The sequence below is a fragment of the Pseudomonas sp. AP3_22 TE3818 genome (assembly GCF_053628995.1).
Window position 1 is genome coordinate 4,591,229 of sequence record NZ_JBRJHL010000001.1, and the last position, 15,790, is coordinate 4,607,018.

15 protein-coding genes and 2 pseudogenes are annotated in these 15,790 nt (G+C 60.0%); 14 read left to right on the top strand and 3 right to left on the bottom strand.

All coding sequences use genetic code 11. The features are described 5' to 3' along the window. The first annotated feature begins 474 nt into the window (after positions 1 to 474). Genes ccoN through ccoP form a run of 4 tightly spaced genes read left to right on the top strand, consistent with a single transcriptional unit; the run spans position 475 to position 3,696 of the window. Positions 475 to 1,917, top strand: coding sequence for a cytochrome-c oxidase, cbb3-type subunit I (gene ccoN, locus AB7M25_RS20885; protein ID WP_007987240.1), 1,443 nt, complete (start codon positions 475 to 477; stop codon positions 1,915 to 1,917). Beyond that, positions 1,917 to 2,525, top strand: a complete 609-nt coding sequence (gene ccoO / locus AB7M25_RS20890) for a cytochrome-c oxidase, cbb3-type subunit II (RefSeq protein WP_011333287.1) — start codon at positions 1,917 to 1,919, stop codon at positions 2,523 to 2,525. The genes ccoN and ccoO overlap by 1 nt, the downstream gene beginning before the upstream one ends. A gap of 5 nt (positions 2,526 to 2,530) precedes the next feature. Beyond that, complete coding sequence (locus AB7M25_RS20895; protein ID WP_003175465.1) at positions 2,531 to 2,716, top strand: CcoQ/FixQ family Cbb3-type cytochrome c oxidase assembly chaperone; 186 nt, start codon at positions 2,531 to 2,533, stop codon at positions 2,714 to 2,716. Continuing rightward, the gene (ccoP, locus tag AB7M25_RS20900; RefSeq protein WP_429381468.1) at positions 2,713 to 3,696 is read left to right on the top strand and encodes a cytochrome-c oxidase, cbb3-type subunit III; all 984 of its coding nucleotides are present in this window, start codon (positions 2,713 to 2,715) and stop codon (positions 3,694 to 3,696) included. Before AB7M25_RS20895 ends, ccoP begins: the two co-directional genes overlap by 4 nt. A gap of 293 nt (positions 3,697 to 3,989) precedes the next feature. Here the strand turns inward: ccoP and AB7M25_RS20905 are convergent, their stop codons facing one another. Together AB7M25_RS20905 and AB7M25_RS20910 are read right to left on the bottom strand one after the other, a co-directional pair. Next, positions 3,990 to 4,832: an IS3 family transposase gene (locus AB7M25_RS20905; protein WP_429561740.1), complete on the bottom strand. Its 843-nt coding sequence runs from the start codon at positions 4,830 to 4,832 to the stop codon at positions 3,990 to 3,992. Further along, positions 4,829 to 5,137 (bottom strand): transposase, encoded by a 309-nt coding sequence (locus AB7M25_RS20910; protein ID WP_007981026.1) that lies wholly within the window; start codon positions 5,135 to 5,137, stop codon positions 4,829 to 4,831. Before AB7M25_RS20910 ends, AB7M25_RS20905 begins: the two co-directional genes overlap by 4 nt. Positions 5,138 to 5,361: 224 nt before the next feature. Between AB7M25_RS20910 and AB7M25_RS20915 the strand changes: the two are divergent. Both AB7M25_RS20915 and AB7M25_RS20920 read left to right on the top strand, forming a co-directional pair. Then, positions 5,362 to 5,439 (top strand): annotated as a pseudogene (locus AB7M25_RS20915) (outer membrane lipoprotein carrier protein LolA); the annotation flags it as partial. Between the two features lie 220 nt (positions 5,440 to 5,659). Next, positions 5,660 to 5,737, top strand: a pseudogene (locus AB7M25_RS20920) (outer membrane lipoprotein carrier protein LolA); the annotation flags it as partial. A gap of 95 nt (positions 5,738 to 5,832) precedes the next feature. On the opposite strand, the gene AB7M25_RS20925 reads toward AB7M25_RS20920, so the two are convergent. After that, positions 5,833 to 6,837, bottom strand: a complete 1,005-nt coding sequence (locus tag AB7M25_RS20925; protein WP_454237959.1) for a metallophosphoesterase — start codon at positions 6,835 to 6,837, stop codon at positions 5,833 to 5,835. A gap of 445 nt (positions 6,838 to 7,282) precedes the next feature. Here AB7M25_RS20925 and ccoG point away from each other — a divergent pair, with 445 nt between their 5' ends. The 8 genes from ccoG to AB7M25_RS20965 all read left to right on the top strand — a co-directional run bounded on the left by ccoG (position 7,283) and on the right by AB7M25_RS20965 (position 15,768). Continuing rightward, entirely contained in the window at positions 7,283 to 8,698 is a 1,416-nt protein-coding gene (gene ccoG / locus AB7M25_RS20930) for a cytochrome c oxidase accessory protein CcoG (RefSeq protein WP_454237960.1), read from the top strand. An 11-nt stretch (positions 8,699 to 8,709) separates the two neighbouring features. Beyond that, positions 8,710 to 9,249 (top strand): FixH family protein, encoded by a 540-nt coding sequence (locus AB7M25_RS20935; protein ID WP_429516753.1) that lies wholly within the window; start codon positions 8,710 to 8,712, stop codon positions 9,247 to 9,249. A 107-nt stretch (positions 9,250 to 9,356) separates the two neighbouring features. After that, positions 9,357 to 11,807 (top strand): heavy metal translocating P-type ATPase, encoded by a 2,451-nt coding sequence (locus AB7M25_RS20940; RefSeq protein WP_454237961.1) that lies wholly within the window; start codon positions 9,357 to 9,359, stop codon positions 11,805 to 11,807. Positions 11,808 to 11,829: 22 nt separating this feature from the next. Beyond that, a complete protein-coding gene (gene ccoS, locus AB7M25_RS20945) occupies positions 11,830 to 12,048 on the top strand; it encodes a cbb3-type cytochrome oxidase assembly protein CcoS (RefSeq protein ID WP_007971444.1) in 219 nt (72 codons plus the stop codon). Beyond that, complete coding sequence (locus AB7M25_RS20950; RefSeq protein WP_429516754.1) at positions 12,041 to 12,724, top strand: sulfite exporter TauE/SafE family protein; 684 nt, start codon at positions 12,041 to 12,043, stop codon at positions 12,722 to 12,724. Before ccoS ends, AB7M25_RS20950 begins: the two co-directional genes overlap by 8 nt. A 207-nt stretch (positions 12,725 to 12,931) precedes the next feature. After that, entirely contained in the window at positions 12,932 to 14,314 is a 1,383-nt protein-coding gene (hemN, locus tag AB7M25_RS20955; RefSeq protein WP_429381762.1) for an oxygen-independent coproporphyrinogen III oxidase, read from the top strand. A 90-nt stretch (positions 14,315 to 14,404) separates the two neighbouring features. Continuing rightward, positions 14,405 to 15,139, top strand: a complete 735-nt coding sequence (fnr, locus tag AB7M25_RS20960) for a fumarate/nitrate reduction transcriptional regulator Fnr (protein WP_095965197.1) — start codon at positions 14,405 to 14,407, stop codon at positions 15,137 to 15,139. 80 nt (positions 15,140 to 15,219) lie between these two features. Beyond that, complete coding sequence (locus AB7M25_RS20965) at positions 15,220 to 15,768, top strand: adenine phosphoribosyltransferase (RefSeq protein ID WP_015095998.1); 549 nt, start codon at positions 15,220 to 15,222, stop codon at positions 15,766 to 15,768. Positions 15,769 to 15,790: the final 22 nt, after the last annotated feature.

Here is a 15,790-nt window from a genome sequence, read left to right on the forward strand (position 1 = left end):
CGCTCTGCTGCCGCATTCTCCCGGATGCGGCAGTTCCCTGCCCCTTTGCGACGCATTGTCGCACCCTCTTTGACTCTTCCTTTCGGTTCCCCGGATTCAGGTCTAAGCTTCCCCCGAAGCGGACTGGCCGGTGCCGGTTCCAGGTCGACCCGGAACGATGTGTTCGACGAATCTGCCCGATGACAGGCCGCAAAGGCTGGTAGATACCGGCTGTCGAGCCAGTTGCCTTCGGTCAGCCAAACGTTGCGTTTGAACACACCTCGTTACATCCGACCTGACCCCCTCGCCTGATCAGTCCGCCGGGACGTTTTGCCCGCGGGCAATTTTGTCCCTACGCGGCGCATGGAAAGGCCGCAGAATCAGCATTTGAAAGCATTGACCCAGGTCATGGCGCGTTGCAATGACCCCCTGCTTTCTCCATACTTGCGGCCGATTTTTAATCCTAATAAAACACCCAAACCGTGGAACCTTAGAATGAGCACAGCAATCAGTCCGACTGCTTATAACTATAAGGTAGTCCGCCAGTTCGCCATCATGACGGTGGTCTGGGGGATCCTTGGCATGGGGCTCGGTGTCTTCATCGCCTCACAGCTCGTATGGCCGGAATTGAACTTCGGTCTGCCGTGGACGACTTTTGGACGCTTACGCCCGTTGCACACCAACCTGGTGATTTTCGCCTTTGGTGGATGTGCACTGTTTGCCACTTCTTATTACGTCGTGCAGCGAACCTGCCAAACGCGACTGATTTCCGACAGCCTCGCTGCCTTCACCTTCTGGGGATGGCAAGCGGTGATCGTCGGCGCGATCATTACCTTGCCGATGGGTTTCACCACCACCAAGGAATACGCGGAACTGGAATGGCCCCTGGCTATTCTGCTGGCCATTGTCTGGGTCACCTACGGTCTGGTGTTCTTCGGCACCATCGTCAAGCGCAAGACCAAGCACATCTATGTGGGTAACTGGTTCTACGGCGCCTTCATCGTCGTGACCGCGATGTTGCACATCGTCAACCACATGTCGCTGCCGGTCAGCCTGTTCAAGTCCTACTCGGCCTACTCGGGTGCGACGGACGCAATGATCCAGTGGTGGTACGGCCACAACGCCGTGGGCTTCTTCCTGACCACCGGCTTCCTGGGCATGATGTACTACTTCGTGCCGAAACAGGCCGAGCGTCCGATCTACTCCTATCGCCTGTCGATCGTGCACTTCTGGGCGCTGATCACCCTGTACATCTGGGCCGGTCCCCACCACCTGCACTACACCGCTCTGCCGGACTGGGCTCAGTCGCTGGGCATGGCGATGTCGATCATCCTGCTGGCACCGAGCTGGGGCGGCATGATCAACGGCATGATGACCCTGTCGGGCGCCTGGCATAAGCTGCGCACCGACCCGATCCTGCGTTTCCTGGTGGTGTCGCTGGCGTTCTACGGCATGTCGACCTTCGAAGGCCCGATGATGGCCATCAAGACCGTCAACTCGCTGTCGCACTACACCGACTGGACCATCGGCCACGTACACGCCGGTGCCCTGGGCTGGGTAGCGATGATCTCGATCGGCGCCATCTACCACATGATCCCGAAACTGTTCGGTCGTGCGCAGATGCACAGCACCGGCCTGATCAACACGCACTTCTGGCTCGCGACCATCGGTACCGTGCTCTACATCGCTTCGATGTGGGTCAACGGCATCACCCAGGGCCTGATGTGGCGTGCAATCAACGACGACGGCACCCTCACCTACTCGTTCGTCGAAGCGCTGCAAGCCAGCCACCCGGGCTTCATCGTTCGCGCCCTGGGCGGTGCGTTCTTCGCCACCGGCATGTTGTTCATGGCCTACAACGTCTTCCGTACCGTACGCGCCTCGAACCCGGCTGAAGCCGAAGCCGCCGAACAGATCGTTGTAGTTGGAGCTCACTGATGAAGCATGAAGCAGTCGAGAAGAATATTGGCCTGCTGGCCTTCTTCATGGTCATCGCCGTCAGCGTCGGCGGCCTGACCCAGATCGTTCCGCTGTTTTTCCAGGACGTCACCAACAAGCCGGTCGAGGGCATGAAGCCCCGCACCGCCCTTGAACTGGAAGGCCGGGACGTTTATATCGCCAACGGTTGTGTCGGCTGCCACTCGCAGATGATCCGTCCGTTCCGTGCTGAAACCGAACGCTATGGCCACTACTCGGTCGCCGGTGAAAGCGTCTGGGACCATCCGTTCCTGTGGGGTTCCAAGCGTACCGGTCCGGACCTGGCCCGTGTCGGCGGTCGTTACTCCGATGACTGGCAGCGTGCGCACTTGTACAACCCGCGCAACGTCGTGCCTGAGTCGAAAATGCCGGCCTACCCGTTCCTCGTGGAAAACAAGCTCGACGGCAAAGACACCGCCAAGAAAATGGAAGTGTTGCGCACGCTCGGCGTCCCTTACACCGACGAAGACATCGCCGGCGCCAGGGATGCCGTGAAGGGCAAAACCGAAATGGACGCGCTGGTGGCCTATCTGCAAGGCCTGGGCACCATCATCAAAAGCAAACGGTGAATTAGATGGATATCGGGATGATTCGTGGCCTGGGCACCGTTGTCGTGATGGTGGCCTTCATCGGACTGGCACTGTGGGTGTTCAGTCCCAAGCGCAAGTCGGAGTTTGAAGACGCGACCTTGCTGCCTTTCGCGGATGATCCCGAAGCCATCAAGCACGTCGAGCAAGCTTCTAGGAGTAACAAAGAATGACTACATTCTGGAGTCTGTACGTCACAGTCCTCAGTCTCGGTACGATCTTTTCCCTGACCTGGCTGCTGCTGTCGACCCGCAAGGGCCAGCGCACCGAGCAGACAGACGAGACGGTCGGGCACTCCTTCGACGGGATCGAGGAGTACGACAACCCGCTGCCGAAATGGTGGTTCATGCTGTTCGTGGGCACCATCATCTTCGCACTGGGCTACCTGGCGCTGTATCCGGGCCTGGGTAACTGGAAAGGCCTGCTGCCGGGTTACGGCTACCTCGACAACGAGAAGCAGACCCCCTTCGCCAACGGCCAGACCGGCTGGACCGGCGTCCACGAGTGGGAAAAGGAAATGGCCAAGTCGGACGCCAAGTTCGGTCCGATCTTTGCCAAGTTCGCGGCCATGCCAATCGAAGAAGTGGCCAAGGACCCGCAAGCCCTGAAGATGGGTGGCCGACTGTTCGCCTCCAACTGCTCGGTTTGCCACGGTTCCGACGCCAAGGGCGCCTATGGCTTCCCTAACCTGACCGACGCCGACTGGCGCTGGGGCGGTGAGCCCGAAACCATCAAGACCACCATCATGGGCGGCCGTCATGCGGTGATGCCGGCGTGGGCTGAAGTGATCGGCGAGCAAGGCGTGGCCGACGTGGCCGCGTTTGTCGTGACCAACCTCGATGGCCGCAAGCTGCCGGAAGGCGCCAAGGCCGACCCGGCTGCCGGGCAGAAACTGTTCGCCGCCAACTGCGTGGCGTGCCACGGTCCGGAAGGCAAAGGCACGCCAGCGATGGGCGCCCCCAACCTGACTCACCCGGCAGCGTTCATCTACGGTTCGAGCTTCGCTCAACTGCAGCAGACCATCCGTTACGGCCGTCAGGGCCAGATGCCTGCGCAAGAGCAACTGCAAGGTAACGACAAGGTTCATCTGCTGGCCGCTTACGTCTACAGCCTGTCTCACGGTGAAAAAGCTCCGGAAGCCGAGTCTCAGTAAGACCTGCGCTTTCGGTAACAGGAAAGGCCGCGCCAGTCATCTGGCGCGGCTTTTTTTATGGTTGTTCACGCAATTGCGGGGAACACCGATACCTGTAGGACCGAGCTTGCTCGCGATGGAGATCAACGATGATGCCGGGAGCCTGACACCCCGCGGTGCTCTCAGGTTTTTCGCGAGCAAGCTCGCTCCTACAGATATTTCGTTATCGGTGTTCCCCCGGATTGCGGGGAACACCGATACCTGTAGGAGCGAGCTTGTTCTGGTCAAGTTTTGCCGGACACCATTTACGGTGATCAAGCCGCCTGCTGCTCCATGGCTATCGGCGACAGGTATTTGTTGTAGCTATGGAGCCTAATTCGGTTGTATCGCATGAAGAAGCTGGTCATATCTCGCCTGGCTTCTTCAATTTCCTTGTAGCCCTTGGTGGGTACCCACTCTGACTTGAGTGTCCCAAAGAATCGCTCCGTTGGAGCGTTGTCCCAGCATTGCCCTCTGCGGCTCATGCTTTGCGTTATCCCGTGCTCAAGCAGCTCGGACTGGAAGCGCTGGCTGGTGTATTGGCAGCCTTGATCTGAATGAAACATCAAGCCCGTATGCTTGCCTCGAACCCCCACCGCCATTCTCAACGCCCTGCTAACCAGGTTGGCGTCATTGATCAGAGAAAACGCCCAACCAACGATCCGGCGGGCGAACAGATCAATCACGACTGCCAGGTGGTACCAGCGCTTTGCGACCAACAAGCTGGTAACGTCGCCGCACCAGACCTGGTTTATTGAGGTCGGCTCGAAGTTGCGCTCGAGCAGGTTCTTGACCACAAAAGCTTCGACGCCTCTGGAGCGATACTGATGCCTGCGGCGCTGTCGGCTGGCCAGATTTGCCTCCTCCATGAGTTTTCCGGCCAGATACCGTCCTACCTTGAGCTGCTGGGCCTTCAAATGCTCAGAGAGCATTCTCGCGCCTACGCTTCCCCGGCTTTCAATATGCAATTGCACGACTTTGGCTCTGAGCACGTCACGCTTGGTATTCGGCGCTGAACGGCGGCGAAGCCAGTCGTAAAACGCGCTACGGGATACGTTCAGCGCACTGCAAAGCAGGCTAGTCGGATACGAGCCTGACTCCCTCAGCTCCTCGATCAGGAAAAACGATCGGGATCCGACATCAAGAGAGCCGTAGCCTTTTTTAAGATTTCAGCCTCGGTCTCCAGACGCTTGACCTTGGCTCGCAGCTGTTGGAGCTCTCGCTGTTCGTCGCTGATGGCCTTGGTACCGGCTAGTGGCTGGCCTTTCTGACGCTCTTTGCGAACCTGATCAACCCAGCGGCGCAGAGCCGTAGGGCCGACATCCATCGACGCACAGACATCAGTAATTGAGCAGTTGTCATCAAGAACCATGCTCGCAGCACGTTGCTTGAACTCGCGGGTGTAGGTCTTTCGTTCTTGCATGGAACCTCCTGATTGGACGAATCATATCGCCCTTAAGAGGTGTCCGGGATCATTAGGCCAGTTCAGCTTGCTCGCGATGGCGGTCAACGATGATGCGGGGAGCCTGACAGCCCGCGGTGCTCTCAGGTTTTTCGCGAGCAAGCTCGCTCCTACAGATATTTCGTTATCGGTGTTCCCCCGGATTGCGGGGAACACCGATACCTGTAGGAGCGAGCTTGCTCGCGATGGCGGTCAACGATGATGCGGGGAGCCTGACAGCCCGCGGTGCTCTCAGATTTTTCGCGAGTAAGCTCGCTCCTACAGATATTTCGTTATCGGTGTTCCCCCGGATTCCGGGGGAACACCGATAACTGTAGGAGCGAGCTTGCTCGCGATGGCGGTCAACGATGATGCGGGGAGCCTGACAGCCCGCGGTGCTCTCAGGTTTTTCGCGAGTAAGCTCGCTCCTACAGATATTTCGTTATCGGTGTTCCCCCGGATTCCGGGGGAACACCGATACCTGTAGGAGCGAGCTTGCTCGCGATGGCGGTCAACGATGATGCGGGGAGCCTGACACCCCGCGGTGCTCTCAGGTTTTTCGCGAGCAAGCTCGCTCCTACAGAGCCCGCCGCCATCGGCCATCCATGGCCGTATGCGCTCGGGCCTCGTTGTTTGATGGTGCACGTGTTCCCCCGGGATTCCGTGAAGAACCCTTTTTATGGTCGGCTGGCAAAAATCGATTTCACGGGCACCGTCCGGATCAACTGACGCGCCTGCCAATCGTTGTTCTTCACCAGACTGACATCCAGTTGCTTGCGATCCTCGGAAAAGCTGGCAATCAGATAAGTCTCCTGGGAAGCGCCACCACTGAGAAACATCGGCACACCATTCAGACTGGAGACCTGCCCTCCATCCTGATGGTAGTGACCCGCAAAGATGGCCGTGACCTCATACTTGGCGACCATTTCCTGGAAACGTTTTACTTGCTCCCAGTCCCCCATCATGCCGTCCGGCTTGTGCATGTTGATGATGATCGCATAGCCCTGAACCCGGGCTGCCTTGAGATCTTTCTCCAGCCAGTCGAGCGAACTGGTAATTTCGAATGTCGTCGGGTTCAACGGATGAGAGATGCGGACACTGTAGGTCGGCTCATTATTGAGTTGAACCATATGAACCTCACCTATATTTTTCGAGTAAGCGAGACTACCCGTATACAACCTGCTTAGCGCTCCACCCACTACATCCAGGTCAAACTCATCGACTTTACCCTGGTGATGCTCTTTGAACTCCACGATACTGCCTGCAGCGCAGCTATTACTAAAACAATCATCCACATTATTTTGATAGTCATGATTACCCAGACCGTACAGGTAGTCATCACCAAAGTATTTATTCAATACCGAGTTAATGTAGGTACGCTGCCACCCATGACCGAATGCCGTCATGTCGCCATTGATCATCAGGGGCACCTGCGACGACGCGCCATGCTTCATGCGGAAGTCGGCAATGCTCGAGAACTGGCTATCCACCAGCCACTTGGAACGTTTTTCAAAATCCGCAGCGGACTCAGGCTCGTCACTATCGGATTTTTCCGTCCATGGATATTGAGGATCAGACGCAAACACCATATGACGAGGCATCCCTTCAATCGCATGCACAACAGTAGATGCCGAGAACAACAACAGACAGGCAAAAGCCTTGATACTTTCATGAAAAAACATAGAAATAACTTCCATCCATAGATTGAATAACGCACGAATAAAACTTATCCGCACCCAACCCTTAAACTATTAGACAGAAAACAAAACATCAAACAATCAAAGCAGAACAGTTAAGTTAAGATATTTCCCGCGCATCAACCCACTGATATCCGCACCCTCGCCGATACGAACTGATTATTCACACTAACCGCAACAACTCACGCCACGGCATCGTCAACGATTGCGCGCGGCCTTGCTGAAAACCGTCCATACTTCACAAGTCAATTGACTCAGATCACGTTTTGTTACATTCGCTACACCATTCATGATTTTTACCCAACGCGACCAAAGGTCGCACCCGCAGGCTAGAGCGACAGGCGTATCATTGCGCCACTGCAACACCCCTTTTTGACCGCGGTCGGCACGTACTGACCGAGGCACTTTTCCACTGCCGTGGGATGCAATGATGAGCAACCAGATTCCGGTACACGACGTCACGCCACCCACCAAGAACGCGAACAACAGCGTCGACCTCTACGCCTCCAGGGAAAAAATCTACACCCGCGCCTTCACCGGCCTGTTCCGCAACCTGCGGATAACTGGCGGTGCCCTGTTGTTCCTGCTGTATTTCGGTACGGTGTGGCTGGACTGGGGCGGTCATCAGGCGGTCTGGTGGAACCTGCCGGAGCGCAAGTTTTTCATTTTCGGCGCCACCTTCTGGCCCCAGGACTTCATCCTGCTGTCCGGCATGCTGATCATCGCCGCGTTCGGCCTGTTCTTCATCACGGTGTACGCCGGACGGGTCTGGTGCGGTTATACCTGCCCGCAAAGCGTCTGGACCTGGATCTTCATGTGGTGCGAAAAGGTCACCGAAGGTGATCGCAACCAGCGCATCAAGCTCGACAAGGCGCCGATGAGCACCAACAAGTTCCTGCGCAAGTTCAGCAAGCACAGCCTGTGGCTGTTGATCGGTTTCGTCACCGGCATGACCTTCGTCGGTTACTTCTCGCCGATACGCGAACTGGTGTTCGACTTCTTCACCGGTCAGGCGGATGGCTGGTCTTACTTCTGGGTCGGTTTCTTCACCCTCGCCACTTACGGCAACGCCGGCTGGTTGCGCGAACAGGTGTGCATCTACATGTGCCCGTACGCGCGCTTCCAGAGCGTGATGTTCGACAAGGACACCCTGATCGTGTCCTACGACCCGCGCCGCGGCGAAGGCCGTGGCCCGCGCAAGAAAGGCATCGATTACAAGGCCCAGGGCCTGGGTGACTGCATCGACTGCACCATGTGCGTCCAGGTCTGCCCGACCGGTATCGACATCCGCGACGGCCTGCAAATCGAATGCATCGGCTGCGCTGCCTGCATCGATGCCTGCGACGCCATCATGGACAAAATGGAATACCCGCGCGGGCTGATCAGCTACACCACCGAGCACAACCTGTCCGGGCAGAAAACCCATAAACTGCGTCCACGCCTGATCGGCTATGCCGTGGTACTGCTGGCGATGATCAGCTTGCTGGTGACCGCGTTTTTCATGCGTGCGCTGGTGGGTTTCGATGTCAGCAAGGACCGCGTGCTGTACCGCGAGAACGCCGAAGGCCGGATAGAAAACGTGTACAGCCTGAAAATCATGAACAAGGACCAGCGCGACCATACCTACCTGCTCGAAGCCTCCGGCCTTCCGGATCTCAAATTGCAGGGCCGGCGCGAGATCAAGGTCGCGGCCGGCGAGATCGTCAGCCAGCCTGCCGAGCTGTCCGTCGCGCCGGAAAAACTGCCGTCGAGCACCAACGAGGTGAAATTCATCCTCAAGGATGCCGATGACGACAGCGTCCACATTGAAGCCAAGAGCCGGTTCATCGGCCCACAAAATCGTTGAGAGAACAGAACATGCCCGCAGCAAATGCCGCAAGCCCCTGGTACAAGCACCTCTGGCCGTGGATCATCATCGGGATCCTGGCCTGCTCGGTGATGCTGACCTTGTCCATGGTGACCATCGCGGTGAAAAACCCGGACAACCTGGTCAACGACAACTACTACGAGGCCGGCAAAGGCATCAACCGCTCCCTCGACCGTGAGCTGCTGGCCCAGAACCTGAAAATGCGCGCCAGCGTTCATCTCGATGACGTGACCGGCGAAGTTGACCTGCGCCTGAGCGGCGACAGCCATCCGAAAACCCTGGAGCTGAACCTGATCTCGCCGACCCAGCCGGAAAAGGATCGCAAGATCACCTTGACCCGCAGTGAAACCGAGCAGGGTCGCTACATCGGCCAATTGAGCGACAAGATCGAAGGCCGGCGTTTTGTCGAATTGCTCGGCACCCAGGACGACCATATCTGGCGCATGTTCGAAGAAGAACTGGTCAACCATGACAAGGATCTGCTGCTCGGTGATGAGCCTCTGCAAGGCGCCGAAGACCTGAAGAAATAAACAAGCGCTTCGCGCATCGCCGGCAAGCCGGCTCCTACGGAATCACGCGAGCTTTGTAGGAGCCGGCTTGCCGGCGATGAGGCCCACTCAGACGCCATAGATCAGCCATGACCACCCCACTCCCCTGCTACCACTGCGCCCTGCCCGTCCCGGCCGGCAGTCGCTTCACCGCCGTCGTACTCGGGGAGTCCCGCGAGTTCTGCTGCCCGGGTTGCCAGGCCGTGGCCGAGGCCATCGTCGCCGGCGGCCTGGACAGCTATTACCAGCACCGCAGCGAAGCCTCGGCCAACCCCGAGGCGCTGCCGGTACAACTGGTCGACGAACTTGCACTTTACGACCGCGCCGATGTGCAGCAGCCCTTTGTTCGCCACGAAGGCGAAATGGCCGAAACCACACTGTTGATGGAAGGCATCAGCTGCGCCGCCTGCGGGTGGTTGATCGAGAAACACCTGCGCACCTTGCCGGCGGTGGCCGAAGCGCGCCTGAACCTGTCCAACCATCGCCTGCACGTGCGCTGGAGCGACGCGCAATTACCCCTGAGCCAGGTCCTCAGCGAGCTGCGCCACATCGGGTACGCCGCACACCCCTATCAGGCCGACCGCGCCAGCGAACAACTGGCCAGCGAAAACCGCCTGGCCCTGCGCCAGCTTGGCGTCGCCGGATTGCTGTGGTTCCAGGCGATGATGGCGACCATGGCCACCTGGCCTGAATTCAACATCGACCTCAGTCCAGAACTGCACACCATCCTGCGCTGGGTCGCGCTGTTCCTCACCACCCCGATCGTGTTCTACAGCTGCGCGCCATTTTTCAAAGGCGCCATGCGCGATCTGCGCACCCGCCACCTGACCATGGACGTTTCCGTGTCGCTGGCCATCGGCAGCGCCTACGTTGCCGGGATCTGGACCTCGATCAGCGGGGTCGGCGAACTGTATTTCGATGCCGTCGGCATGTTTGCCCTGTTCCTGCTGGCCGGGCGTTATCTGGAACGGCGCGCCCGCGAGCGCACGGCCGCCGCCACCGCGCAGCTGGTGAATCTGTTGCCCGCCTCGTGCTTGCGCTTGACGCCTGAAGGCCAGAGCGAACGCATTTTGCTCAGCGAACTGCGCATCGGTGATCAAGTACTGGTTCATCCAGGCGCCATTCTCCCGGCCGACGGCAAGATCCTCGACGGCCAATCGAGTATCGACGAGTCGCTGCTGACCGGCGAATACCTGCCGCACCCTCGCACCCTCGGCGATGCGGTCACCGCCGGTACCCTGAACGTCGAAGGCGCACTGACCGTCGAGGTCCAGGCCCTGGGCCAGGACACGCGCCTCTCGGCCATCGTTCGCCTGCTCGAGCGTGCCCAGGCCGAAAAGCCGCGCCTGGCGGAAATCGCCGACCGCGCCGCGCAATGGTTCCTGCTGTTGTCGCTGATTGCCGCTGCGGCCATTGGCCTGCTGTGGTGGCAACTGGACGCCTCGCGAGCCTTCTGGATCGTACTGGCGATGCTCGTGGCGACCTGCCCGTGCGCCTTGTCGCTGGCGACGCCGACCGCCCTCACTGCGGCCACCGGCACTTTGCACAAACTTGGCCTGCTGCTGACCCGCGGTCATGTGCTGGAAGGCCTGAACCAGATCGACACGGTGATTTTCGACAAGACCGGCACCCTCACCGAAGGCCGACTGGCGTTGCGCTCGATCCGCCCCCTCGGCGCCCTCGACAGCGACCAATGCCTGGGCCTCGCCGCCGCCCTGGAAAACCGCTCCGAACACCCCATCGCCCGTGCATTCGGTCGTGCACCGATGGCGGCCGAAGAAGTCCACAGCACACCGGGTCTTGGCCTGGAGGGGCTGGTTGAAGGGCGACGCCTGCGCATCGGCCAGCGGCGCTTCGTCTGTGAACTCAGTGGTGCCAAGGCGCCGCCGATGCCCGAAGAAGCCGGCCAATGGCTGCTGCTCGGCGACAGCCAGGGGCCCTTGGCCTGGCTCGTCCTCGATGATCGCTTGCGTGCCGATGCGCCGGCCTTGCTGGCCGCGTGCAGGGCGCGGGGCTGGCGCACCCTGTTGTTGTCCGGCGACAGCTCGCCGATGGTCGCCAGCGTGGCGGCAGAACTGGACATCGATGAAGCCCGCGGCGGCTTGCGCCCGGATGACAAACTGCAAGTCCTGCAACAACTGCACAAGGAAGGCCGCAAGGTGTTGATGCTGGGTGACGGGGTCAATGACGTGCCGGTGCTGGCGGCGGCGGATATCAGCGTCGCCATGGGTTCGGCCACTGATCTGGCGAAAACCAGTGCCGATGCGGTGCTGCTGTCCAACCGCCTCGACGCGCTGGTGCAAGCCTTCAGCCTGGCGCGGCGCACCCGTCGGGTCATTATCGAGAACCTGTTGTGGGCCGGGTTGTACAATGGCCTCATGTTGCCCTTCGCCGCCCTTGGTTGGATCACTCCGGTCTGGGCGGCGGTAGGCATGTCGATCAGTTCGTTGACCGTGGTGCTGAACGCGCTGCGCCTGACTCGGATGCCGAGCGAGCGCGCCCTCGACACCCCGCCAGAAACCCGCCCGCTGCCGGCCTGAGCCGCGCGGGCATGGAGTCCAGATGCCAGCTCTTTACGTGATGATTCCCGCTGCGCTGCTGATCGTGGCCATCGCCGTCTATATCTTCTTCTGGGCGGTCGACAGCGGGCAGTACGACGACCTCGACGGCCCGGCCCACAGCATCCTGTTCGACGACCAGGACCCGAACCACACCGCCGCCGTCGATGAGGCCAGCGGCCAACCGGCCAAGCCGCAAGACAAGGCCCCGCCCCATGCTTGAACTGGCGCCACTGCTGGTGTCGGCGGTGATCCTCGGCTTGCTCGGCGGCGGCCATTGCCTGGGCATGTGCGGCGGCTTGATGGGCGCGCTGACCCTGGCGATTCCCAAGGAGCAACGCAGCCGTCGCTTTCGCCTGCTGCTGGCCTACAACCTGGGGCGGATTCTCAGTTATGCCTGCGCGGGCTTGTTGATCGGCCTGGCCGGATGGGCCGTGGCCAGCAGCCCGGCAGCGATGTTCCTGCGTGTCCTCGCCGGCTTGCTGCTGATTGCCATGGGCCTGTACCTGGCCGGCTGGTGGAGCGGCCTGACCCGTATCGAAAGCCTCGGTCGAGGCTTGTGGCGGCACATCCAGCCAGTCGCCAACCGGTTGCTGCCGGTATCGAGCGTTCCGCGCGCACTGCTGCTGGGTGCGCTCTGGGGCTGGCTGCCGTGCGGCCTGGTTTACAGCACTTTGCTATGGGCGGCCAGCCAGGGCAACGCGCTGGACAGTGCATTGTTGATGCTTGCGTTCGGGCTGGGCACCTGGCCGGTATTGCTGGCGACAGGCCTGGCTGCCGAGCGCGTCACCGCGGTGTTGCGCAAGCGCAGTGTGCGCATGGCGGGTGGCTTGCTGGTGATGTTGTTTGGCCTCTGGACACTGCCGGGGCCGCATCAGCATTGGTTGATGGGGCACTAGATCGGCGGCGCGCCCTTCGCGAGCAAGCCCGCTCCCACATCTGGAATGCGTTTCCCTGTGGGAGCGGCGGTGCGGCGATCCGACTTGCTCGCGAAGAGGCCAGCATAGACACCACAATTCTTGACTCTTGATGCAAATCAAGATGCCCAATCCCGACCTCGCCTAAAGTGGCCGACACTGCCAGCCTATTCGGGGAATGCCCGCATGATGCTCGACGCCATTCGTTGGGACACTGATCTGATCCGCCGTTATGACCTGGCGGGACCCCGCTACACCTCGTACCCGACCGCCGTGCAATTCAACAGCCAGGTCGGCACCTTCGACCTGTTCCATGCCCTGCGCGACAGCCGCAAGGCCCAACGCCCATTGTCCCTGTACGTGCACGTGCCGTTCTGCGCGAACATTTGCTACTACTGCGCCTGCAACAAGGTCATCACCAAGGATCGCGGCCGGGCGCAGCCGTATTTGCAGCGCCTGGAACAGGAAATCCAGTTGATCGCCTGCCACCTCGACCCCGCCCAGAAAGTCGAGCAACTGCACTTCGGTGGCGGCACGCCGACCTTTCTCAGCCACGATGAACTGCGCCAGTTGATGGCGCACTTGCGCAAACACTTCAATTTGCTGGACGACGATTCCGGCGACTACGGCATCGAAATCGACCCCCGCGAGGCCGATTGGTCAACCATGGGACTGCTGCGCGAACTGGGCTTCAATCGGGTCAGCATCGGCCTGCAGGACCTCGACCCGGCGGTGCAGCGAGCGGTCAATCGCCTGCAAAGCCTGGAGGAAACCCGCGCGGTGATCGACGCCGCCCGCACCTTGCAGTTTCGCTCGATCAATATCGACCTGATCTACGGCCTGCCGAGACAGACGCCGGATAACTTCGCCCGCACCGTCGATGAAGTCATCCGCCTGCAACCCGACAGGCTATCAGTGTTCAACTACGCCCACCTGCCGGAGCGCTTCCTGCCCCAGCGGCGCATCAACAGCAATGAACTGCCGACACCCGCGCAGAAACTGGAAATGCTGCAGCGCACCATCGAGCAACTGCTCAGCGCCGGTTACCGCTACATCGGCATGGACCACTTCGCCCTGCCCGACGACGAGCTGGCGATCGCCCAGGAAGAATCGACCCTGCAACGCAATTTCCAGGGCTACACCACCCACGGTCATTGCGATCTGATCGGCCTCGGCGTCTCGGCAATCAGCCAGATCGGCGACCTCTACTGCCAGAACAGCAGCGACCTGAACCACTATCAGAACACCCTGGCCTCAATGCAACTGGCCACCAGCCGCGGCCTGCTGTGCAATGCCGATGACCGGCTGCGGCGCGCGGTCATTCAGCAATTGATCTGCAACTTCAGCCTGGAATTCTCCGACATCGAACAGGCCTTCAACATCGACTTCCAGGGCTACTTCGGCGAACTCTGGCCTCAGTTGCAAGGCATGGCCAAAGACGGGCTGCTCGAACTCGATCGCGACAGGATCACCATCCTGCCCGCCGGGCGACTGTTGGTGCGTTCGGTGTGCATGGTGTTCGACGCGTACCTGGAACAACACAGCCGCCAGCGATTTTCGCGGGTGATCTAATTCTGCAAGCTAGCGCCCCAGACTGGCCTCGATCTCCTATGGTGGGTTACCCTTACGTCTTATGTGTGAATTCCCACAAGGATTGAAGAAATGTCCGAGCCAGTAAAACAGCGCGCTCATAGTCAAGCCCATTGCAAGGATTGCAGCCTGGCCCCTCTTTGCCTGCCACTTTCGCTGAATCTGGAAGACATGGATGCGCTGGACGAAATCGTCAAGCGCGGCCGGCCGCTGAAAAAGGGCGAGTTTCTGTTTCGCCAGGGCGATACCTTCGATTCTGTCTACGCCGTCCGTTCCGGCGCCCTCAAGACCTTCAGCCTGAGCGACAGCGGTGAAGAACAGCTCACCGGCTTCCACCTGCCCAGCGAACTGGTCGGCCTGTCAGGCATGGACACCGAAAAACACCCGGTGTCGGCACAAGCCCTGGAAACCACCTCGGTGTGTGAAATTCCTTTCGAACGCCTCGACGAACTGGCCCTGCAACTGCCGCAGTTGCGCCGTCAGTTGATGCGGGTGATGAGCCGCGAAATCCGTGACGACCAGCAGATGATGCTGCTGCTGTCGAAAAAGACCGCGGACGAACGCATCGCCACCTTCCTGGTCAACCTGTCGGCACGTTTCCGCGCCCGGGGGTTTTCCGCCAATCAGTTCCGCCTGAGCATGTCGCGCAACGAAATCGGCAACTACCTGGGCCTGGCGGTGGAAACCGTGTCCCGGGTCTTTACCCGCTTCCAGCAAAACGAGCTGATTGCGGCAGAAGGCAAGGAAATCCGGATTATCGACCCGATCCAGCTGTGCGCCCTGGCCGGTGGTTCACTGGAAGGCTGAAACAAAACGTTGCGGCTGAGCGAAACGGTTCAGCCGCCGTTATACTGCGTCGTTTGCAGCCCTGCCAGGACACCTAGACGATGGTCTTCGACTCCTTCGACATCAAATCCCTCATCCGCCCTGTCATCGACTTTCCGAAACCGGGCGTGATCTTTCGCGACATCACCCCGCTGTTCCAGTCGCCCAAGGCCCTGCGCCTGGTGATGGACAGCTTCGCCCACCGTTACGTCGAGGCTGACTTCACCCACATCGGCGCGATGGACGCCCGTGGCTTCCTGATCGGTTCGGTACTGGCCTATCAGTTGAACAAGCCGCTGGTGCTGTTCCGCAAGCAAGGCAAACTGCCGGCTGACGTGCTGGCCGAGGGCTATGCGACCGAATACGGCGAAGCCTTCCTGGAAGTGCACGCCGACAGCCTGTGCGAAGGTGACTCGGTGGTGATGTTCGATGACCTGATCGCGACCGGCGGCACCCTGATTGCCGCCGCCAACCTGATCCGCCGCATGGGCGCGCGGGTGCATGAAGCGGCGGCGATCATCGACCTGCCGGAGCTGGGTGGCTCGCAGCGCCTGGAAGACATGGGCATTCCGACGTTCTGCCTGACGCAGTTTGCGTTGACTGACATGTAAGCGGCGCCTGTCCCGGCGCCAT

Excerpts from the sequence above, each read along its gene's own strand:
- ccoN (WP_007987240.1), top strand. The coding sequence starts at position 475 with ATGAGCACAGCAATCAGTCCGACTGCTTATAACTATAAGGTAGTCCGC.
- ccoO (WP_011333287.1), top strand. The coding sequence starts at position 1,917 with ATGAAGCATGAAGCAGTCGAGAAGAATATTGGCCTGCTGGCCTTCTTC.
- AB7M25_RS20895 (WP_003175465.1), top strand. The coding sequence starts at position 2,531 with ATGGATATCGGGATGATTCGTGGCCTGGGCACCGTTGTCGTGATGGTG.
- ccoP (WP_429381468.1), top strand. The coding sequence starts at position 2,713 with ATGACTACATTCTGGAGTCTGTACGTCACAGTCCTCAGTCTCGGTACG.
- AB7M25_RS20910 (WP_007981026.1), bottom strand. The coding sequence starts at position 5,137 with ATGCAAGAACGAAAGACCTACACCCGCGAGTTCAAGCAACGTGCTGCG.
- AB7M25_RS20925 (WP_454237959.1), bottom strand. The coding sequence starts at position 6,837 with ATGTTTTTTCATGAAAGTATCAAGGCTTTTGCCTGTCTGTTGTTGTTC.
- ccoG (WP_454237960.1), top strand. The coding sequence starts at position 7,283 with ATGAGCAACCAGATTCCGGTACACGACGTCACGCCACCCACCAAGAAC.
- AB7M25_RS20935 (WP_429516753.1), top strand. The coding sequence starts at position 8,710 with ATGCCCGCAGCAAATGCCGCAAGCCCCTGGTACAAGCACCTCTGGCCG.
- AB7M25_RS20940 (WP_454237961.1), top strand. The coding sequence starts at position 9,357 with ATGACCACCCCACTCCCCTGCTACCACTGCGCCCTGCCCGTCCCGGCC.
- ccoS (WP_007971444.1), top strand. The coding sequence starts at position 11,830 with ATGCCAGCTCTTTACGTGATGATTCCCGCTGCGCTGCTGATCGTGGCC.
- AB7M25_RS20950 (WP_429516754.1), top strand. The coding sequence starts at position 12,041 with ATGCTTGAACTGGCGCCACTGCTGGTGTCGGCGGTGATCCTCGGCTTG.
- hemN (WP_429381762.1), top strand. The coding sequence starts at position 12,932 with ATGCTCGACGCCATTCGTTGGGACACTGATCTGATCCGCCGTTATGAC.
- fnr (WP_095965197.1), top strand. The coding sequence starts at position 14,405 with ATGTCCGAGCCAGTAAAACAGCGCGCTCATAGTCAAGCCCATTGCAAG.
- AB7M25_RS20965 (WP_015095998.1), top strand. The coding sequence starts at position 15,220 with ATGGTCTTCGACTCCTTCGACATCAAATCCCTCATCCGCCCTGTCATC.